Annotated in this window: 17 protein-coding genes; 9 read left to right on the top strand and 8 right to left on the bottom strand. The window is 60.5% G+C overall.

The window, feature by feature from the left end:
- Positions 1-7 precede the first annotated feature (7 nt).
- Complete coding sequence (gene glgX / locus AC1DF8_RS19475; RefSeq protein WP_478154484.1) at positions 8-1,978, top strand: glycogen debranching protein GlgX; 1,971 nt, start codon at positions 8-10, stop codon at positions 1,976-1,978.
- Between the two features lie 88 nt (positions 1,979-2,066).
- Positions 2,067-2,555 carry a MaoC family dehydratase gene (locus AC1DF8_RS19480; protein WP_112968770.1) on the top strand — a complete coding sequence of 163 codons (489 nt, stop codon included), beginning with the start codon at positions 2,067-2,069 and terminating at the stop codon, positions 2,553-2,555.
- A gap of 14 nt (positions 2,556-2,569) precedes the next feature.
- On the opposite strand, the gene AC1DF8_RS19485 is transcribed toward AC1DF8_RS19480, so the two are convergent.
- The 4 genes from AC1DF8_RS19485 to AC1DF8_RS19500 are packed head-to-tail and all read right to left on the bottom strand — an operon-like array spanning position 2,570 to position 7,709.
- Positions 2,570-3,118: a sarcosine oxidase subunit gamma gene (locus AC1DF8_RS19485; protein WP_478154485.1), complete on the bottom strand. Its 549-nt coding sequence runs from the start codon at positions 3,116-3,118 to the stop codon at positions 2,570-2,572.
- Positions 3,111-6,104 (bottom strand): sarcosine oxidase subunit alpha, encoded by a 2,994-nt coding sequence (locus AC1DF8_RS19490; RefSeq protein WP_478154486.1) that lies wholly within the window; start codon positions 6,102-6,104, stop codon positions 3,111-3,113. The genes AC1DF8_RS19485 and AC1DF8_RS19490 overlap by 8 nt, the downstream gene beginning before the upstream one ends.
- Positions 6,101-6,442: a sarcosine oxidase subunit delta gene (locus AC1DF8_RS19495; protein WP_478154487.1), complete on the bottom strand. Its 342-nt coding sequence runs from the start codon at positions 6,440-6,442 to the stop codon at positions 6,101-6,103. The genes AC1DF8_RS19490 and AC1DF8_RS19495 overlap by 4 nt, the downstream gene beginning before the upstream one ends.
- 13 nt (positions 6,443-6,455) lie before the next feature.
- Positions 6,456-7,709 (bottom strand): sarcosine oxidase subunit beta family protein, encoded by a 1,254-nt coding sequence (locus AC1DF8_RS19500; protein WP_478154488.1) that lies wholly within the window; start codon positions 7,707-7,709, stop codon positions 6,456-6,458.
- A 240-nt stretch (positions 7,710-7,949) separates the two neighbouring features.
- Between AC1DF8_RS19500 and AC1DF8_RS19505 the strand changes: the two genes are divergently transcribed.
- Complete coding sequence (locus AC1DF8_RS19505; RefSeq protein ID WP_478154489.1) at positions 7,950-9,164, top strand: FecR family protein; 1,215 nt, start codon at positions 7,950-7,952, stop codon at positions 9,162-9,164.
- A gap of 4 nt (positions 9,165-9,168) precedes the next feature.
- On the opposite strand, the gene AC1DF8_RS19510 is transcribed toward AC1DF8_RS19505, so the two are convergent.
- A complete protein-coding gene (locus AC1DF8_RS19510; protein ID WP_478154490.1) occupies positions 9,169-11,340 on the bottom strand; it encodes a CHASE2 domain-containing protein in 2,172 nt (723 codons plus the stop codon).
- A 255-nt stretch (positions 11,341-11,595) separates the two neighbouring features.
- Here AC1DF8_RS19510 and AC1DF8_RS19515 point away from each other — a divergent pair, with 255 nt between their 5' ends.
- From AC1DF8_RS19515 to AC1DF8_RS19540, 6 genes are all read left to right on the top strand, one after another.
- Entirely contained in the window at positions 11,596-13,224 is a 1,629-nt protein-coding gene (locus AC1DF8_RS19515) for an adenylate/guanylate cyclase domain-containing protein (protein WP_478154491.1), read from the top strand.
- A gap of 179 nt (positions 13,225-13,403) precedes the next feature.
- Positions 13,404-13,616 carry a 30S ribosomal protein S21 gene (gene rpsU / locus AC1DF8_RS19520; protein ID WP_003585885.1) on the top strand — a complete coding sequence of 71 codons (213 nt, stop codon included), beginning with the start codon at positions 13,404-13,406 and terminating at the stop codon, positions 13,614-13,616.
- Positions 13,617-13,756: 140 nt separating this feature from the next.
- Complete coding sequence (locus AC1DF8_RS19525) at positions 13,757-14,623, top strand: tetratricopeptide repeat protein (RefSeq protein WP_112544219.1); 867 nt, start codon at positions 13,757-13,759, stop codon at positions 14,621-14,623.
- Between the two features lie 24 nt (positions 14,624-14,647).
- Entirely contained in the window at positions 14,648-15,718 is a 1,071-nt protein-coding gene (locus AC1DF8_RS19530; protein WP_478154492.1) for an NAD(P)/FAD-dependent oxidoreductase, read from the top strand.
- 213 nt (positions 15,719-15,931) lie between these two features.
- Positions 15,932-17,575: a sensor histidine kinase gene (locus AC1DF8_RS19535; protein ID WP_112968762.1), complete on the top strand. Its 1,644-nt coding sequence runs from the start codon at positions 15,932-15,934 to the stop codon at positions 17,573-17,575.
- A gap of 62 nt (positions 17,576-17,637) precedes the next feature.
- Positions 17,638-18,120 carry a DUF992 domain-containing protein gene (locus AC1DF8_RS19540; protein WP_478154493.1) on the top strand — a complete coding sequence of 161 codons (483 nt, stop codon included), beginning with the start codon at positions 17,638-17,640 and terminating at the stop codon, positions 18,118-18,120.
- Between the two features lie 46 nt (positions 18,121-18,166).
- On the opposite strand, the gene AC1DF8_RS19545 is transcribed toward AC1DF8_RS19540, so the two are convergent.
- Genes AC1DF8_RS19545 through AC1DF8_RS19555 form a run of 3 tightly spaced genes read right to left on the bottom strand, consistent with a single transcriptional unit; the run spans position 18,167 to position 21,118 of the window.
- Positions 18,167-19,561 carry an NAD(P)(+) transhydrogenase (Re/Si-specific) subunit beta gene (locus tag AC1DF8_RS19545; protein ID WP_112968760.1) on the bottom strand — a complete coding sequence of 465 codons (1,395 nt, stop codon included), beginning with the start codon at positions 19,559-19,561 and terminating at the stop codon, positions 18,167-18,169.
- Positions 19,562-19,571: 10 nt separating this feature from the next.
- The gene (locus AC1DF8_RS19550; protein ID WP_112544227.1) at positions 19,572-19,970 is read right to left on the bottom strand and encodes a proton-translocating transhydrogenase family protein; all 399 of its coding nucleotides are present in this window, start codon (positions 19,968-19,970) and stop codon (positions 19,572-19,574) included.
- The gene (locus AC1DF8_RS19555) at positions 19,970-21,118 is read right to left on the bottom strand and encodes a Re/Si-specific NAD(P)(+) transhydrogenase subunit alpha (protein WP_478154494.1); all 1,149 of its coding nucleotides are present in this window, start codon (positions 21,116-21,118) and stop codon (positions 19,970-19,972) included. The genes AC1DF8_RS19550 and AC1DF8_RS19555 overlap by 1 nt, the downstream gene beginning before the upstream one ends.
- Between the last annotated feature and the right edge of the window lie 59 nt (positions 21,119-21,177).

Consider the following 21,177-nt stretch of genomic DNA (forward strand, 5'->3'; position numbering starts at 1 on the left):
GGGGCATATGGGGGGCAACAGTTCCGCGCAGGGCGGCGCCATCGTTTTCGAAACAGGCGTTGAATTTTCTGTCTGGTCGCATCATGCAGCGCAGATTGATCTCTGCCTCTTCGACGATGCCGACAAGGAATATGCAAGGCTCCCCATGGCCCGCGACAGCGACCATGTTTTCCGCCTTTTCGTCGATGGATTGAAGGAAGGCGCCCGCTACGGCTACCGGGCGGATGGTATCTATGCTCCGGACAACGGCCTCTGGTTCGACCCTTCAAAACTGCTGATCGATCCCTATGCCAAGGCAGTCGACGGGCCATTCCACTACGATCCGCGTCTTGGCATCTTCGGTGAAGATACGCAGCATCTGATACCGAAGTCGGTCGTCACCAAGGACGCGCCTGTCAAGATTCAAAAGCCGCTCTTCAAACCGGGCGGCTTTATTTACGAGGTGGCCGTCAAGCCCTTCACCATACTGCATCCGGACGTGCCGGAAGCTCAGCGCGGCACGGTCGCCGCCCTTGCCCATCCCTCCGTCGTCGCTCATCTGAAACGCATCGGCGTCGATGCCGTCGAGCTTATGCCCATCACCGCCTGGATCGACGAACGCCATCTGCCGCCGCTTGGACTGACGAATGGCTGGGGCTACAATCCTGTCGCCTTCATGGCGCTCGACCCGCGTATCGTGCCAGGAGGTATCGCAGAGCTGAGCGACACCGTGGCGAAGCTGCATGAGGAAGGGATCGCCGTCATCCTCGACCTCGTTTTCAACCATACGGGCGAAAGCGACCGCTACGGCACGACGCTGTCACTCCGCGGTCTCGATAATCTCAGCTACTATCGCTACGTGGCGGATCGGCCATCCGTGCTCGTCAACGATACCGGCACCGGCAATACGGTTGCTTGCGACCATCCCCATGTCCAGCGGCTCATCATCGACAGCCTGCGCCATTTCGTCCGCAATGCAGGCATCGACGGCTTCCGCTTCGATCTGGCTCCGGTTCTCGGCCGCACGGCAAACGGTTTCGACCGAAACGGCACGCTGGCTGCAATTCTCGCCGACGATCTGCTCGGCGATCGCATCATGATTGCCGAGCCCTGGGATATCGGTCCAAGCGGCTATCAGCTCGGCAACTTTCCGGCACCGTTCCAGGAATGGAACGACCGTGCCCGCGATGACGTCAGGTGCTATTGGCGCGGTGATGACTGGAAGACTGGCTCACTCGCGACGGTGCTCGCCGGCTCGTCGAACATCTTCTCGGCCAACGGCGGAACAGAAACCCGCAGTGTCAATTTCCTCGCCGCCCATGACGGTTTCACGCTCATGGACCTCGTGTCGTACAACGGCAAGCACAACGAGGCGAACGGTGAGAACAATCGCGACGGCCACAACGAGAACCATTCCTGGAACAACGGCGTCGAAGGTGAAACCGCCTATCCTGTCATCCGTGAACGTCGCAAGGCTGATGTCAGGGCGCTGATCTCCACCCTCTTTGCCAGCCGCGGCAGCATCATGCTGACGGCCGGAGACGAAGGTGGTCGCACGCAGCATGGCAACAACAATGCCTATTGTCAGGACAACGAGATCACCTGGGTCGACTGGAAGCAGCTGGACGAGGGCCTGATCGCCCACACAGCCTTCGTCGCAGCGCTTCGCCACCGCTTCTCGGTCTTCTCCGACCTGGGCTTCTTCTCCGGTAACGGCGATGTGGAATGGATTTCGCTCTCCGGCGAGCCGATGACAACAGGCGAATGGGAAACGCCGTCGTTCTCCATCCTCGGCATGATCCTTGCGACCGGCGATCGCTCCAGCCGCAAACAGACCCGCCTCGCCGTCCTGTTCAATCGCTCAGAACAACACCAGGTCTTTACGCTTCCCTCAGCCGGCGAAGCAAACTGGCGGCAGCTTTTACCGGATGGTGCGCGAAAAGTTGGCGGCCGCGCTACCGTTGAACCACGTTCTGTCGCCTTTTTCGTGGAAAATTGATCCACGAAACACGCCAGTGCGAATCATTATCGCAATCGTCATGAATGCGCGATAAGGCTTTGCGGCTGCGGCTTTTTACGAGGAATGCATGGTCATGGATATTTCGCTCTCGGAGGTCCGGGGGCTGGTCGGCACGGAAACAGGATTGTCTGACTGGATCCTTGTCGATCAGGAGATGATCGATGCCTTTGCCGGAGCAACCAGCGACCACCAGTTCATTCACGTCGATCCTGTTCGCGCAGCAGCCGAAAGTCCTTTCGGCGGAACCATCGCCCACGGCTTCCTGACGCTCTCGCTGTTGTCGACGATGAATTACAATTGCTTGCCCAAAGTGCGCGAGCAGACGATGGGCATCAACTACGGTTTCGATAAGATCCGCTTCATGTCGCCGGTCAGGAGTGGCACCCGCATTCGCGGCCACTTCGTGCTCGCGGACGCCCGCTTTCGCGGCGCCGGCATGCTGATGACGACCTATGATGTCTCGATCGAAATCGAAAACGAAAAGAAGCCGGCACTGACCGCCCGCTGGATCACCATCATCCAGTTCGACCCGAAGGACCGGCCGGAAGACGCCTAGGTTCCTTGCGGGCCTTAGTGGCTCGCATCCTCTGCGCCTTCGGCGAGCAGTCCAAAAACATACTCCGAAAACGACCGCCAGCATTCCACCCGGAACGTATCGTCCTCGGTGCGGAAGAGCACGATCTCGGCTTTGCCGAAGATTGTCCGCGAGCAAGCGCCCACCGGGAAAATCTCCAGAGAGAGATCCTGCGGGCAGCCGGCCGACAGCGTCACCTCCGCGCCCGGTCCGGAAACAATGATACCCACATTGCGGTGAGAAACATCGACCGCCGAATGAAGAGCATCCGCCCCGGAAAGAAGCGACAGAAGATCCGAGCCGGCCTCGTCGATAACGAGCCACTCGTCCGGTCCCAGCCAGAGCGCCGAGCGTCCTCCGGCACTGCCGGAGGTCTTGGGTGCTGTCGGCAAAGTCACCCCCAGCGCAGAAGACAGCACGGATACGGATTCGGCCGGCGCACGCAGCGCAAGACGGGTCGCGACTGGTGCTACCGTCAGGCGTACCGTCGCCGAACCGGCAAGGAGACCGGAGAGAGCCGGCTTGCGAATTGCGACCTCAGCCATGGATACGGCCTCCTTCCTTGTCAAAGAACACCAGATCCGTCACCTCGACCGGAATGGTCCGATCCGGCATCGGCACGTAAAGCGTTTCGCCCACCAGATTGCGGCCACCTTCGACCAACGCAAAAGCAATCGAACGACCGCAATTATCAGACCAGTAGGCCGATGTTACGTGGCCGAGCATCTTCATCGGCTTCGGCTGGTTCGGGTTGGCGACGATCTGCGCCCCCTCCTCCAGCACCAGCTTCACATCCTTTGTCGCGAGGCCGACGAGCTGCTTGCGCCCTTCCTTGACGAGATCAGGTCGCTTCAGCCCGCGAATGCCGACAAAATCCGCTTTCTTCTTGGAGACCGCCCAGGAGAGGCCAGCGTCATCGGGCGTCACCGTGCCATCCGTATCCTGGCCGACGATGATATAGCCCTTTTCCGCGCGAAGCACATGCATGGTCTCCGTGCCGTAGACGCAGGCGCCGAGCGGCTCCGCATTGGTCCAGACCGCCTCCAGCACCGACTGCCCGTAATCGGCTGGCACATTGATTTCGAAGCCTGTTTCACCGGTGAAGGAGACGCGGAAGAGACGCGCCGGAACGCCCGCCACCTTGCACTCGGCCACACTCATGTGCGGGAAGGCCTCGTTGGAAATATCAAGCCCTTCGACCAGAGGCGCGACGATCTCACGTGCTTTCGGTCCTTGCACCGCGATAACAGCCCATTGCTCGGTGACAGAGGTCAGCCAGACCTTCAGATGCGGGAATTCCGTCTGCAGATAGTCTTCCATGTGGTTGAGAACACGCGGCGCCCCACCGGTCGTGGTCGTGACATGGAAACGGTCATCGGCGAGACGACCGACGACGCCGTCGTCATAAATGAAACCATCCTCCCGCAGCATGATGCCATAGCGGCATCTGCCAGGTTTCAATGTGTCCCAGGCATTGGTGTACATGAGGTTCATGAATTCGGCGGCATCCGGCCCGACGATCTCGATCTTGCCGAGCGTCGAAGCGTCGAAGATGCCGGCGACCTCACGCGCCGTGCGGCACTCGCGAGCAACCGCCTGATGCATAGTTTCACCGGCACGCGGATAGAACCAGGCGCGCTTCCAGTTGCCGACATCCTCGAAGACTGCACCCTTGGCTTCTTCCCAGCCATGCAGCGGAGTCTTGCGCGTAGGGTCAAACAGCGGCCCACGCGAATGCGCGATCAGCGCACCATAGGTCACCGGCGTATAGGGCGCGCGGAAGGTGGTGAGGCCGACCTGCGGAATATCCTTGCCGAGCGTTTCTGCGGCAATCGCCAGACCATGCATGTTGGACAGCTTGCCTTGGTCGGAGGCCATGCCGTTCGTCGTAAAGCGCTTGATGTGCTCGATCGAATGCATGCCTTCGCGTACCGCAAGGCGGATATCCTTGGCGCAGACATCATGCTGGAAGTCGATGAACGCCTTGGCGTTCGTCTCCGGTCCGGCCCCTTCGGCAGCACCAATCATGCCGCCCGTCCAGTCGAACGCCTGTTCGACGGAAACACCGATCTTGCTGCCGGTCTTTTTGCCGACGGCCTGCGCCATCAGTTCACCGGCGGCGAGCGATTCCTCGACGGTCTGCTGCAGTCCATCCGTACCGTTGCAGGCGCCCACGGAAAGGCAGTCCTGCGCATAGGTGCCGGGCAGGAAACGCTGCGTCTCGGCATCGAAGGCAACCTTGCCGCGCGACTGTGAGAAAAGATGCACGGAGGGTGTCCATCCGGCGCAGACGAGCAGCGCGTCAACGCTGATCTTGCGCGGTGACCCGCCGCCGTTGCGCGCGACCGTCATCGAAGAAATGCGAAGCGCACCCGACGTATTGACGACCGACTGGCCGGTCAGAACATCGATGCCGAGCGCACGGGCTTCAGCGAGCACTGCAGCACCCGGCGCCTGCCTGACATCGACGATCGCGGCAATCGAAATGCCCGCTCGTTTCAGGTCGAAAGCAGCCTCGTAGGCAGAGTCATGGGCCGTATAAACGCCGACCGTCTGGCCGACGGCAACACCATAGTGATTGAGATACATCCGCCCGGCCGAAGCGAGCATGATGCCGGGGCGATCGTTGTTCGGGAACACCATGTGCCGCTCAATGGCACCCGTCGCCAGGATGACGCGCTTGGCGCGGACCTGCCAGAGCCGTTCGCGCGGCAGATCGCGGCCGGGGCGGGCGATATGATCCGTGACGCGTTCGACAAGGCCGACGAAGTTGTGGTTGTAGTAACCGAAGGCCGTGGTGCGCGTCAGGACCTCGACATTCTCTATGGCCTTCAGCCGGGCAAGGGTCCTCTGCACCCAGGCGTAACCATCAAGCCCATCCACCTTCACGCCGGCATCGAAGCGCAACGCGCCGCCGGCTTCCGCCTGCTCGTCGCAAAGCACGACTTTCGCGCCCGCTTCCGCAGCGGCCAATGCCGCCGAAAGGCCGGCAATGCCGGCACCGACGACCAGCACGTCGCAATGGGCGTAGCGGCCGGCGTAGTGATCCGGATCATCCTCCGTCGGCGCGACACCAAGACCTGCAGCACGGCGGATCATCGGCTCGTAGACCCGCTTCCAGGCGGCCCGCGGCCACATGAAGGTCTTGTAGTAGAAACCCGCCGCGAAGAAGGGCGAAAACAGGTTATTGACCGCACCGACGTCGAAGGAAAGCGACGGCCAACGGTTTTGCGACTTCACGATCATGCCGTCGAAGACTTCCTGCACGGTTGCCCGCACATTCGGCTGCTTGCGGGCGCTGTCGCGCGCGACATCGATCAACGCATTCGGCTCCTCGGCACCCGCCGAAAGAATGCCGCGCGCGCGATGATATTTGAACGAACGTCCGACAAGGTGCACACCGTGGGCAATCAAGGCCGAGGCGACGGTATCGCCTTCGAGCGCCATATAGCTCTTACCATCGAAGGTAAAACGCGCAGTCCTCGCGGGCGTCAGCCGGCCCTTGCCGACGATACGGTTCGCGCCGCTCATTGCGCCTCTCCTTCAACAGCTTCATAGGTCTCGACCGGTGCATGCGGCTCGGCCGCTGCGCCGATCTCAGGCTTCGGTTGTCCGGCCTTGTAGGTCATGATGAATTTGTCGCTCACGGTATCGCGCGCCGCATTGAAGAAGCGCCCGCAGCCATGCATGTGACGCCAGCGTTCGAAAATCAGGCCTTTCGGGTTATCGCGCAGGAAGAAATATTCCTCGAACTCTTCATCCGAGATCGAAGCGATGTTGGTCGGCCGGGCGATATGGGCGTCGCCGGCACCCCGGAATTCAAGCTCCGAGCGCTCTTCCTGACAGTAAGGGCAGTAGATCAGCAGCATGATTGTCCTCGTGTCAGTGCGCAACGGCGGCAGCGGCCGCCTCGTCGATCAGCCGCCCGCTGCGGAAACGCTCCAGCGTCAGTCCGGCATTGAACTTATGCGGCTCGTCGCGGGCAATCAGATGGGCAAAGAGATTGGCCGAACCAGGTGTCGCCTTGAAGCCGCCGGTACCCCAGCCGCAATTGACGTAGAGCCCGGGAACCGGCGTCTTCGACTGGATGGCTGACCGGTCCGGCGTATTGTCGACGATACCGCCCCACTGGCGCATCATCTTCACGCGGCGGAACATCGGGAAGAGCTCGCAGATGGCGTCAAGCGTATGCGTGATGATCTGCAGGCCGCCGGTCTGGGAGTAGGAATTATACTGGTCCGTGCCCGCACCGATGACGAGTTCGCCCTTATCGGACTGCGAGATGTAGGCGTGCACCGTGTTCGACATGACGACGCAGGGGAAGATCGGTTTCAGTGGCTCGGAAACCAGAGCCTGCAGTGGGCTCGATTGCAGCGGCACGCGCACATCCGCCATCTTCATGACTGTTGTCGTATGGCCGGCAGCAGAGACCGCGACCTTCTTTGCGCCGATGAAACCCCTGCTGGTCTCGACGCCGGTCACGCGGCCGTCCGGACCGCGGCGGATGCCGGTGACTTCGCAATTCTGGATGATGTGAACGCCACGGTCGGACGCCGCACGCGCATAGCCCCAGGCAACCGCATCGTGACGCGCGGTACCACCGCGGCGCTGCAAGGCAGCCCCGTTGATCGGGTATCGTGCCGTCGCCGAAATATCGAGCGGCGGACAATAGGCCTTGGCCTGCTCCGGCGTCAGCCATTCATTGTCGATGCCATAGAGCCGGTTGGCATGGATATGCCGCTTGAAGCTCTGCTGGTCGTGCACATTGTGCGACAGCATCATCACGCCGCGCGGCGAATACATGACGTTATAATTGAGCTCCTGTGACAGCCCTTCCCAGAGCTTCATCGAGTGCTCGTAAATGTGCATGCTCTCTTCATAGAGATAGTTGGAGCGGATGATGGTGGTGTTGCGGCCGGTATTGCCGCCTCCGAGCCAACCCTTTTCCAGGACTGCAACATTGGTGATGCCGTGTTCCTTGGCGAGGTAATAGGCTGCGCCGAGCCCGTGGCCGCCGCCACCAATGATGATGACGTCATATTCGGGTCGCGGCTCCGGCGAAGTCCACTGCTTTTCCCAGCCCCTGTGCCCGCGCAGAGCCTCCCGCGCTACGGCAAAAACCGAATATTTCCGCATCCGCCATCATCTCCTTCAGGCAAAGGCATTTTCGTCGTGGCAATACAAATCGCAAATCGAATTGCGGCACAACGGTTCTTTTGCGACGTGAAAGAGCTTTTGTTTTGACACGACGCGCAGCATATCGCTTCTATTGGCGCGATCTCCCTTCGCGGCTGCGGCATAATCCTTTTCTCACCCAACAGGGCAGGCAGAACGAGCCTGCCGCAAATGTTAGTATCCCCTTATGTGGGGTGTTAGATGTTGGGTTGGCGTAGCATATGGATCGCGGGCTTCTGCTTCGCGCTGTTAGGCGCATGGCCTGCGGCTGCCGCTGAACCTGTCGGCCAGGCGACCCTCATCAGAACCGAAGTGACGGGACAGGGCGGCCCGATCATCGTCAATGATGAGGTCCATCGGGACGAGCGTATCCGCACATCTCCATCGGGACTCGGCCAGTTCATTTTCCGCGACGGCACCAAGCTTGCCGTCGGCTGGGGCTCGTCAGTCGTCATCGACAAATATGTCTTCGACGATTCCGATTCCGTCAAACGCCTTTCCATCAAGGCGGCCAAGGGCACGTTCCGCTGGGTCAGCGGCAACTCGAAATCCTCCGCCTACCAGATCCAGACGCCTGCGGGCACCATTGGCGTACGTGGCACCGCTTTCGATTTTTATGTCGGCCCGGACGGCACCACCGCAGTGGTGCTGCTGAACGGCGCGGCTACCTTCTGCGGCCCGGGCGGCTGCCGGCAGTTACAGCAACGTTGCGATTGCGTCATTGCGAGGCCGAACGGCAATATGACGGATGCGCAACCCGTCAATACCAGCGTTCTGCAGAGACTGGGCAACCAGCGCGCCCTCCCATTCCTCTCCGGCAATCAGAGTTTGACGGGCGGCCTCGGCCTGCTCGGCGGCTGCCGGATGGCCTCGGTTGATCCCGATCGCAAAGACCGGCCTCGCCGGGAGCTCCGGCTGCGTGATCCGGATCCGCAGCCGCCTCAACAATCCCCGCGGCGGGATGACCCACCAAAACAACTGCCAGAAAAACCGCCAGGAAAACCGCATCATGATAAGCCCCACCATGATAAGCCGCACCATGACAAGCCCCACCACGATAGGCCGAAGGGTGGCTGGCACGACAAACACGACAGGCACGGCTGGAAGGACAGGGACGACAGACACGACCACCATCACGATCATGGAAGACCGGACCGGCACGAAGGGTTCGGTCGATCGGACAGACATGATGGACCTGACAGGCCGAGCCGCACGGAAAGAGCTGACAACCGCCAGGACCGCAACCATCAGGACAGACCGAGCAGGCAGGAGACAAGCAGCGGTCAAAACCAGACTGCCGGCAGCGGCCAGAGCGGGCGAAGAGATCGCGATCGCGACCGTAACCACGATCGGGATCACGGCTGGGGCGGAAAAGAAAACCGGGACCGAAACGGTGGTCGGAACCACAATCGCTGACTGGCTATTCGACGGCCTGCTTTTCCGGCAGGCCGATATCCTCTCGAAAATGATCGTTTCTGGCCGATATCCGCTCATAGAATTCGGTAAGGCCGGCCATGACCTGTAGGCCGGCGAGTTTCGCCGCGCCAATCAGCTTGCGACTGTTCCGCGAACGCTCGCGCAAGGCACCCATCACCTCCTCATGGGCGAGATGCAGGGCACCGAATTGCGGCGAGGCAGCAACCTTCTCGTCGCCGACCACAGCAAAGATCTGCGTCCGGTTGCTCTTTCCCTTGAGCGGAAGGGCGCCCGCCTCCAGGAGCGCCGCGCCGCTTTGCGCCCGCGCCGTGGTGTCGGAGATCAGGATATCGAAGCCGACGTCCTTGCAGCAGGATTCGATACGCGCCGCAACATTCACCGCATCGCCCACCGCCGAATAGTTGAAGCGTGTCTTCGCGCCCATATTGCCGACACAGGCGAGACCGGTATGGATACCGATGCCTATCCTGACCTGCCGTGCGCTGCCGAAACCGAAAGCGTCTTGAGCGTTGAGTTCATCAAGCGTCTCGCGCATGGCAAGTGCCGCCCGAAGCGCCTTTGCCGCATGATCGGAAACATCGACCGGCGCATTCCAGAAGGCCATGATGGAATCGCCGATAAATTTATCGAGCGTCCCCTCATTCCCGACGACATGGCGGCTGAGTGCATCAAGCAGCGTGTTCAAAAACTGGACGACGGCAATCGGCGTGAGCTTTTCACTGATCTCGGTGAAATTCCGGACATCGACGAACATCATGGTGAGCTCACGCTCGTCCCCGCCGAGTTTCAACGCATCGGGCGTATGCTCGATGCGATGCAGCAGCGAAGGCGAAAGGTAATGGCCGAAGGCGCGCCGCACCTCCCGTCGCTCCCTGTCGATGACAAGGATACGAAACGATGTTGCCGCAAAATGCGTGATGGAGCCGCTGAGAATGGGCGCCAGCGGATCGAAGAGCAGACCGGCATAAAGAAAAGAGAACCACGATGCGACAAGTGCCATCGCGGTGATTGCCAGGCCGCAGACAAGCGCCACTGCCGGACTGACGAAGGTCGTGATGATGACGAGCATGAAGCCGAGCACGGCGATGGACAAGATCTCCAGCCCGTCGGCCCAGTCCGGCCGTGACAGGTACCGGCCTGAAAGGATCTGCTCGACCGTCTGTGCCTGCAGTGAGACACCCGGCACGTTCTCCCCGAGTGCTGTGGTGCGGATGTCCTGCAGCCCGACCGCCGATGTGCCGATGAAAATGATACTGCCGTCAATCTGTGCAGCGACGTCAGGGGCCACTCCACCGGCAGCAAGGATCTTTCCGGCCGAGACATAACGCTCTGCCCGGTTCGGCGTCACATAAAGCCAGATCTCTCCGGCAGCCGTCAGGGGAACGATGAAGTCGCCGATCTTCGCCGATGTAATGATCCCTGCTTGGTCTGGCGCGCCGGCCAACACATAGGTGGAGGCACCCTGCGCGACCCGCAGCGCTTCGATCGCAAGATTGGGATAAAACTGCTCCCCATCGCTAAGGAACAGCGGCACCGCGCGAACGACGGATGAAGGACTGCCGGGATTGAGACTGACATGACCAAGCCCTGCGGCTTTCGCCTCCAGCCCCGGCCGGAGCGGCGTCGAAGCGCCGAGATGCGGAGGTGCGGCGAGCGGGCTTTCACCGGTAAAGGCAAAGCCGGCCTTCACCGGCGGCTTGTAATTGCCCTCGTTTGAAAGCCCGAAGCCGAGAACGACGGGTTTTCCTTCGATCGATTGCGCGAATATCTCGTCATTGTCGGGCAACTGTGCCGCCAGAGACGGATCGATCCCTTCGACCTCCCGGATGACATTGCGTGGGGACATCCGGTCAGGTTCGGCAAAGATGACGTCGAAGGCGATGGCCGCCGCTCCCATGTCGGAGAGACGGTTGACCAGCATGGCCAGCCTGTCGCGCGGCCACGGCCACTGACCGAACTCCCGCAGGGAAGCCTCGTCGATATCGACCACCCGGACCGGCATTGCTTCGAAACTGCGCGGCACGATGCGCTGATACTCATCGAAGGTAACGTCGCGGATCTGCTTCAGTACCGGCGGATCGCTTGCCCGGAACATCGTAAGCGCAGCCACGATGATGAGGCCGATCAGCACACCGATCTGCTGCAATCGCGTCATGCGTTTCCGACCTCCCCTCGAGACGGCCCCGGGGCCGTCCCGCCGCAGGCAAGCTACGCCTGTTTGACGCCAATGACCATTCGTTCATGCGCACAAGCTGAAAAACAAACCGAACGGCAACCCAGCACGAAATTACTTCCAGATTTGGTCATCGCTTTTGGCCCGACCTTTGAGCGCCGGCCTTGCCGCGCCTGCGGCGAAATGTTTTTGTGTCTCAGGGATTTGATAATTCAATCATTGTCGAGGGGATGAGCCATGGCAGATCCGCAAGGAGCGACCACGGCAAGAACTGCGGAAAATTCGGCCTCTGCCGCCCGCAGAAGCGGCTATTGGCTGATCGCCGTCGTGCTGGCGATGCTGGCCGGGCTGCCGCTCGCTGTCTGGCTGGATATTAGCGACCTCTCTGAAAGCGCGCTGCGCCGGCAGGCGCGGGACATGAGTTCTCTCGTCACCAGTATACGCTCCTATTATTCGGCGAATGTCGTCGGCAGGGTCCTCGCTGCCCATCAGGCTGGCGATGTCAGCGGCACGGTCGTCTCGCACAACTACGCCAATATTCCAGGCGCCATTCCACTTCCCGCCACGCTTTCGCTGGAACTTGGCGATGTCATCAAGGAGCAGCAGGCCAACATCACCTATCGCTTCCTCTCTGACCTGCCCTTCAAGAATCGCGCGCCTCATGATCTCGACAACTTCGAAACGGCATCACTCGCATCCCTGCGCGCCAATTCCAGCCAAACACTGACTGACCTCACTCGCGTCGGATTCACCGATACTTTGCGGCTCATCACGCCTGTGATCATGGGCCAGGCTTGCGTCGCCTGCCACAACACGCATCCTGAAAGCCCGAAAAGGGATTGGAAGGTAGGCGATGTGCGCGGCATTCAGGAGGTCATCATCCGCCAGCCCTATGCAAGCAATGTTCTCGCCTTCAAATATCTGCTCTGCTATTTCTTCTTCGTCGCCATCATCGGCATCAGCTTCATTTTTCTGCAGCGCCAGCAGACGCGTGTCATTCACAGTGCCAACCGAGACCTCGAAGCGGCTAACGAGTTCCTCGCCAGCGTCTCCCTGAAGATTTCCCGCTATCTGTCGCCGCAGATCTACAAGAGCATCTTCAGCGGCCAGAAGGATGTGGTCGTCCATACCGAGCGAAAACGCCTGACGATCTTCTTCTCGGACATCAAGGATTTCACTGCCACGACCGAGCGCCTGCAGCCGGAGGCGCTGACAGAAATGCTGAATGAATATCTGACCGAAATGTCGACGATTGCACTCAAGCATGGCGGCACGGTGGACAAGTTCATTGGCGATGCCATGCTGGTCTTCTTCGGCGATCCGGAAACCAAGGGAGCAGAGGAAGACGCAAAGGCTTGCCTGCGCATGGCAGTCGACATGCAGCGCCGGCTTGGCGAACTGAAGGAGAGATGGCGTCGGAACGGGACGGAAGAGCCCTTCGTCGTTCGCATGGGAATTAACAGCGGCTATTGCAACGTCGGCAATTTCGGCAGCAGCGACCGCATGGACTATACGATCATCGGTGCCGAAGCGAACCTCGCCGCACGTCTGCAATCGATCGCCCAGGGTGGAGAAATCGTCGTCAGCTACGAAACCTATGCGCTGGTGAAGGATATCGTCGATGCCCATCCTTTGCCGCCGATCACCATGAAGGGCATCCAGCGAGAGATCGTACCCTACGCCGTGGACGGACTGATGCTCGGCGCCGATCACAAGAGCCGCGTTCTCAGCGAACATCTCGCAGGACTGGACCTGCATCTGGACACGGCTCGGCTTGAGCCGGCGGACCGCGCCCGTGTTGTCGCTGCGCTGAAGGAAGCGATCGCCGCTCTGGACGAAACGAAGCCCGAGAAGGCCCACCCCTAGCTCCTTATAGGCACGGGAGGGATTTTTCTGCGCGGGCGCATATCCCGTCTGGACTTCATTCGGTCGATCTGATATCCCGCAACACCAATCGCAAGGCCGCGGCCGCGCGAACGTTATTTTTTTGCCCCAGGCGCTGCGCCGCCTTTCGGCATCAACCAAACCAAAGGAACGTGATTCTCGTGCAGGTACTTGTCCGCGATAACAATGTTGACCAGGCTCTCCGCGCTCTCAAGAAGAAGATGCAGCGCGAAGGCATTTTTCGCGAAATGAAGATGCGCGACTACTACGAAAAGCCGTCGCAGAAGCGTGCTCGCGAAAAGGCCGAGGCTGTTCGTCGTGTTCGCAAGCTGGCCCGCAAGCGCGCTCAGCGCGAAGGTCTGGTTGCACGCTAAGGCGGTGCCGTCGTTTTTTCGACGTTTTCAGATGCATGTGTGGCGGGGGCGATAGGTTTCGCCGCCGCCTTTTTTAATTTGCTGCTGAAGATTGCATATCCGCTTTGCCGGATATGGTGCATGGGGGAAAGCGAGCCCGAATGGCTGTCATAAACTTCTATCCGTCCCGCTCGTCGCGTTCGCAGAAATCGGCCGTATTCGCCTCGCTGGCACTTGCCGCGGCGCTCGGCCTTGCCGGTTGCGAAACGACCAACACGTCGGATGCTGTGATCCGCATCGACAAGGCGCAGGGCTCACAGGAAAACATTGCGTCGCTCACGGCCGTCATCAACGCTAATCCGCGCGATCCGGAAGGCTACAATGTTCGCGGTTCCGCCTATGGTCGCGCCGGCGAATTCCGCAAGGCGCTCGACGACTTCAACACCGCGCTGCAGATCAACCCGCGCTTCTTCCAGGCCTATGCCAACCGCGCGCTGGTGTATCGCAACATGGGTCAGCAGCCGCAGGCGATCGCCGACTACAATGCCGCCCTGCAGATCAATCCGAGCTATGACGTCGCCTATATCGGTCGCGGCAACGTCTATCGCATGGCCGGCCAGGACGATCAGGCCTTCAATGATTTCTCAAAAGCGATTCAGCTCGGCACCACCGATGGTCGCGCCTATCACAATCGCGGCCTGATCTACCAGAAGCGCAATCAGCAGGACAAGGCGATCGACGATTTCTCGAAGGCGATCTCGCTGTCGCCGAACTCACCCGAGCCCTATAATGGCCGCGGCATTTCCTATATCGCGCTGAACGACAACGACAACGCATTCGCCGACTTCAACCACGCGATCGAACTCAACGGCAATCTTGCCGAATCCTGGGCAAACCAGGCTCTCGTCTATGAGCGCCGTGGCGAAAAGGATAAGGCAATCCGCTCCTATCGCCACGCTGTCGGCCTCGATCCGAAATATCAGCCGGCAAGGGACGGACTTGCCCGCGTCGGCGGCACGACCGGCTAACGGACTCGAAAAGGGAGGGCGACGATGACGGCGAAACCGCATGTGATCGTCGTCGGCGCAGGCATAATTGGCGCCTCCATTGCCTGGCATCTCACACGCAAGGGTGCAACGGTCACCGTCGTCGGCGAGGAGCTTGGCGGCGTGGCAACGCCCTGTTCCTTTGCATGGATCAATGCAAGCTGGGGTAATCCCGAATTCTATTTCCACTTTCGCCGCCGGGCGATGGCCGAGTGGAAGCGGCTGGCGCGGGAACTGCCCGGCCTGCCGCTTGCGTGGTGCGGCGGTCTCTGCTGGGATATGCCCGCAGCCGATCTCGAAGCCTATGCCGATGAACACGGCCGTTGGGGCTACGGGATCAGCCGGCTGAACCGGCAAGAAAGCGCGCTGATCGAACCCGGCCTTGGCGAATATCCTAATTTCGCCCTCCATGTTGCAGAAGAAGGCGCGGCGGAGCCTGTTGCCGCAGCACGTTTGCTGCTCGCGGATGCCAAAGCGCATGGCGCGACGTTCGTTCATGCCACGGTCAACGGCCTGCTCCAAAGTGCTGGACGAATAGTCGGGCTTGTAACCTCCGAAGGCATGCTCGAAGCCGATCATGTCGTACTGGCCGCAGGTGCCGGCGCAGTTCCGATCGCCGCCTCGGCAGGAATAACGTTGCCGCTGTCAGCACCCGCCGGTCTGATCGTACACTCCCGTCCTGTCTCCAAACGCTTGAACGGTCTCGTCATGACACCCCGTCTGCATATGCGCCAGACGGCGGAAGGCCGCATCATCGCTGGCTCGGATTTCGGTGGCGGCGATCCGGGTGAAGATCATCGGGCAAGTGCAGCGGAACTCTTTGCACGCGTGAAAGCGACGATCTTGGACAATGCCGATCTGAAGCTCGATTTCTTCACGGTCGGTTTTCGCCCGACTCCTGCCGATGGTTTTCCCATCATCGGCAATACTGGCTTGCCGGGTCTCTATGTAACGGTGATGCATTCCGGCGTCACGCTTGCTCCGCTTGTCGGCCTGCTTGCCGCCGACGAGCTTCTGTCAGGCAAGAATGACGAAAGCCTTCTGCCCTTCCGATTGCAACGCTTCGCCGACCGGTAGCAGTTCATTAAATATTGACGATTTTGCACCTGACTATTTTAGTAGGTTGCAACCAAATGCCCCGCCCCCTAACATGACCGTGCTTTGATGGCAGGCTATTGGGCGGTACGGATGTAAGGGGCGTTTGCGAGCGATGCGGATTCTTGCTTTCGTTGGACTCTGCGAAACCGAGCTTCCCCAGCATCCCACCCCGGCAGTTCGGGGGCGACATCGATGAGGTTCGCCACACGTCTTTTTCCGAAAGCTTCGATCGGGACATATCTCATCGCCATGGCAGTGGCGATCGCCTTGCCGATCTTCGCTTTCGTTGCCCTTCTTCTCATGCAGCTGGAGGACAACCAGCGATCTACGCTCAAGCGTGAAACCGCACAGGATGCGCTCGCCCTCTCACGCACCATCGACCGCCAGCTTCAGGATATGGCAACGACATTGCGGCTGCTGTCCTCCTCGCCGGAGCTGGAAAGCGGCGACTATGAATCTTTCTACAATCGCACGGAAACCGCGCTGCGCGGCGATACGCTTTATGTGATTGCCGTCGACAGGACCGGGCAGCAATTTCTGAATACCCGTCGCGCCTTTGGCACGCCGCTCGGCAAGACGACGAACATCGCGGCTTTGGAGGCCGCGATGAAGTCCGGGCGGATCGAAGCCTCCGACGTCTTCATGGGCGCAACGAGCGGCATGTGGGTCTATAACGTCACCCTGCCGCGCGATGACGATCCCGTCTCCGCATTGATCATCACCCAGAATGCCAACGACCTTGCAAGACTCGTCACGACAGAGGGCCTTGCCTCCGGCTGGTCGGCGGCCGTCATCGATCAGGGAGGCCATGTGGTAGCGAGCCGAGGCCCTGCCAATCTGCAGCCTGGCGAACCCTTCGACCCGCGCATTCTGCCCTCGCTCGTCGCATCCAGCGGCGTATTTGAAGACAGCGATATTCTTCCACATGCCCTGTTGGGCTATGCGCAAATTCCCGGCTGGTCCTGGAAGACGGTGGTATGGGGGCCGATTGCCACCGCACAGGCACCGATTCTCAGCACCTGGCGCTTCCTTCTGATCGGTGGTCTTGTGCTGCTGCTCGTCGCCGTGCTTGCTACCTATGCCGTTGCCCGTCAGGTCCGCTCCACGATCCGTGAAATTGCCGACATGGCGAACCGGCTTGGCGAAGGTCACATCGTTTCGCCGGTCGAAACCAGTGTCATCGAGGCCAACCAGGTGGCCATTGCACTGTCTAATGCCTCTTTCGACCGCAGTCAGAGCGAGGACCGGCTGCGCTTCGTCATGCATGAGCTGGTCCATCGCACAAAGAACCTGCTGACGCTCGTTCTCGCCATGATGCGACAGCTCTCCAAGCAGGCAGACAGCGTCGAGACATTTCGTCTGGCCGTCGCCCATCGCCTCGAAGGGCTCGTCCGCTCGATTGAGCTTCTGACAGGCGAACAGTGGTCCGGCGTCTTGCTGCATCGCGTCATCGATATTCATCTCCAGGCTTTTCCCCAGGCCCGCGAGCAGGTGGAGATCGAGGGCAAAGATTTTATCCTCAAACCCGATGCCGTGCAGAACCTCGGCCTCGCGCTCCATGAACTCGCCACCAATTCGGTAAAATACGGAGCGCTCTCCGTGCCACAGGGTCGCGTACGCTTCGAATGGCAGCCGGCAGAGGACAATATGCTGCGCTTCACCTGGACTGAAAGTGGCGGGCCGCCGGTCAAACCGCCGGCGCGCACCGGTTTCGGCACGACCGTCATCAAGGCACATGCTGCTTCCGCTTTCCGGGGCAAGGTCGATGTCGACTTCCGTCCCGAAGGTCTCGTCTGGACCCTCACAGCCCAGCGTGGAACAATGGAGCGCGACTAGCGCAGCCGGAACAATCACTGCAACCACCCGTTTCGAACAGGTCATTCAAAAGGAGAAGGACCATGTTCAAGCAAACCGTGATTGCTGCGGCAATCGTTTCGGCCGCAGCCTGGGCCAGTTCGGCCGCAGCAGCCGACTATATTTCGCTTGGCCGGCTCGTCTGCGGATCGGATGGCGGCCAGGGACTGATCGTCACATCCGAGAAGAATCTGATCTGCACCTATACGCCCGCTTCGGGCGGCCCTAAGGCAGTCTATGCCGGCAAGATCGAAAAATTCGGCATCGATATCGGCCAGACCGGCAAGAGCGTAATGATCTGGCAGGTACTAGCAAAGACCGGCACCAATATGCCGGATTTCGCGCTCGCCGGCGAATATTACGGTATCGGCGCAGACGCCAGCCTCGGTGCCGGCGGCGGCGCCAAGGTCATTGCCGGCGGCACGAACAAGGCCTTCATGCTGCAGCCGCTCAATGTGCAGGCCCAGGAAGGTCTCAATCTCGCGGTCGGCGTCGAGAAAATGACGCTTGTGCCGGGCGAAATCTGACGGTTTGCAACAATAGGAGAAAAGCCCGCGAAAGCGGGCTCCTCGGTCAGTGCGCGATTGCCTTGTTGATCTCTTCGGTCACCTTCTTGGCGTCCCCAAGCAGCATCATCGTGCCGTCCTTGTAGAACAGCGTGTTGTCGATGCCGGCGTAACCCGAGCCGAGCGAGCGTTTGACGAAGAGGCAGGTCTTGGCCTTGTCGACGTCAAGGATCGGCATCCCGTAGATCGGCGAGGTCTTGTCGTCACGCGCGGCCGGATTGGTGACGTCATTGGCGCCGATGACATAGGCAACGTCAGCCTGGGCGAATTCCGAGTTGATATCCTCAAGCTCGAACACCTCGTCATAAGGCACATTGGCTTCCGCGAGCAGCACGTTCATATGGCCAGGCATACGGCCTGCGACCGGATGGATCGCGTATTTCACTTCCACGCCGTTTTTCTTGAGATTGTCGACCAGCTCGCGCAATGCATGCTGCGCCTGCGCCACCGCCATGCCATATCCCGGCACGATGATGACCTTGGAAGCGTTCGCCATCAGGTAGGCAGCGTCCTCCGCCGAGCCGAGCTTGACGGTCTTGTCCGAATTATCCGCCGCATTACCGCCCGTCTCCCCACCAAAACCGCCCAGGATCACGGAGATGAAAGAGCGATTCATGCCCTTGCACATGATGTAGGACAGGATCGCGCCCGAAGAACCGACCAGTGCGCCGGTGATGATGAGCGCCAGATTACCGAGCGTGAAGCCGATGCCGGCAGCAGCCCAGCCCGAGTAAGAGTTGAGCATGGATACGACAACCGGCATGTCGGCGCCACCGATCGGCACGATGAGCAGCACGCCGAGAGCCAGCGACAAGGCGACGACGGCCCAGAAATCGAAATGGCTTTCCGTTACCGCCAGCCCGACGATGAAGAGCACGATCAGGGCAAGCAAAGCGATGTTGATCACATGACGGAAGGGTAGCAGGATCGGCTTGCCGGACATGCGCCCGTCGAGTTTCAGGAAGGCGATGATCGAGCCGGTGAAGGTCAGCGCACCAATCGCCACGCCGATCGCCATTTCGATACGGGCTTCAGTGTGGATCTGGCCAATCTCGCCAATGCCGAAAGAGCCCGGCGTATAGAGGGCTGATGCGGCGACAAGAACCGCCGCGAGGCCTACCAGCGAGTGGAAACCGGCAACAAGCTGCGGCATCGATGTCATCGCAATGGTGCGGGCGATATAGGCACCAGCGCTGCCGCCGATGGCAAGGCCGAGAATGATGAGCACGAAACCGCCGAAATTCGGCGTCGCCAGCGCCAGAGTCGTGAGGATGGCGATCCCCATGCCGATCATGCCGTAGAGATTGCCCTTGCGGCTGGTGGCAGGATGCGAGAGCCCGCGAAGCGCCAGAATGAACAGGACGCCGGAGACAAGATAGAGGAAGGCTGCAATATTGGTCATTCGTGCGGCCTCACTTGTCCTTCTTGCGGTACATCGCCAGCATGCGCTGCGTGACGAGGAAGCCGCCGAAGATATTCACCGAGACAAGAACGAGCGCCACGAAACCGAAGCCGGTGGCAAGCCCGCTGCTCGAGATGCCGACGGCAAGCAGAGCCCCGACGACGATGACCGAGGAAATCGCGTTGGTAACGGCCATCAGCGGCGTATGCAGCGCGGGCGTGACCGACCAGACGACATAGTAGCCGACGAAGATCGACAATACGAAGATCGCGAACTGGAAGACGAAGGGATCGATCGCGCCGCCAGTGGCAGCGCTTGCCGCTTCCGGCGCCTGGGCAGCGGCGGTGATAACCGCGGTAACGGCCTGGTCGAGCTGCTCCAGGGCCTTGTCCATTGCTTCACTGGCCATCAGTTATCCCCCTTCTTGGCGCCGCCGAATGCCGGATGCACGACATCCCCCGCATAGGTCAGCATCGTCGCCTTGATGAGCTCGTCCTCGAGGTTGAGCACAACCGATTTCGTTTCCTTGTTCACCATCGTCTCCAGGAAAGTGACGAGGTTCTTGGCGTAGAGCGCTGAGGCGCTGGCCGCTACACGGCCCGCCATGTTCGGAAAGCCGATCACCTTCACACCTTCGACATCGGCGACCTGTCCTGTAACCACGCCTTCAATATTGCCTCCACGCTCGACCGCAAGATCGATGGCAACTGCACCGGGCTTCATCGAAGCGAGCATCGCACGCGAAACGAGCCGCGGCGCCGGACGCCCGGGAATGAGAGCCGTGGTAATGACAATGTCCTGCTTGGCGATGTGTTCGGCCACGAGTGCGGCCTGCCTGGCCTGATAGTCGGCCGACATTTCCTTGGCATAGCCGCCAGCCGTTTCCGCCGCCTTGAACTCGTTATCCTCGACGGCGATGAACTTCGCGCCAAGAGATGCAACCTGTTCCTTTGCCGCGGGGCGAACGTCGGTTGCCGAAACGGCGGCACCGAGACGGCGCGCCGTCGCAATCGCCTGGAGGCCTGCAACGCCTGCACCCATCACGAAAACCTTGGCGGCAGGAATAGTGCCCGCTGCCGTCATCATCATCGGCATCGCCCGGTCGTAAACGGCGGCTGCCTCGACAACCGCTTGATAACCTGCAAGATTTGCCTGCGATGACAGCACGTCCATCGACTGCGCACGCGTGATGCGCGGCATCAGCTCCATGGCGAAGGTGGAAAGACCTGCCCGCGCCATCGCGGCGACCGCCTCGTCATTGCCATAGGGATCCATGATGGCAATGACGACCGCCCCGGTCTTATAGCCGGCGATCTCGCTTTCGCCCGGCCGGCGAACCTTGAGGATTACATCGGCGGACGCGGCATCCGCAAAGGTGCCGATTGCGGCACCGACGGCCTCGAATTCACTGTCCGGAATGCGCGAAAGCGCCCCGGCGCCCGCTTCGACGATGACATCGAAGCCGAGCGCCTTTATCTTTTTCACGGTTTCGACGGACGCGGCAACGCGAGTCTCATCGCCCGTGATTTCCTTGGCTACGAAAACAATATTGGCCAACTGCCCCCTCCTCCGGGTCAGCTGGGCCGTGGCAGGCTGCTTGCCTGCACGGGCCAAGC

This window comes from Rhizobium sp. 05N49, assembly GCF_056396805.1.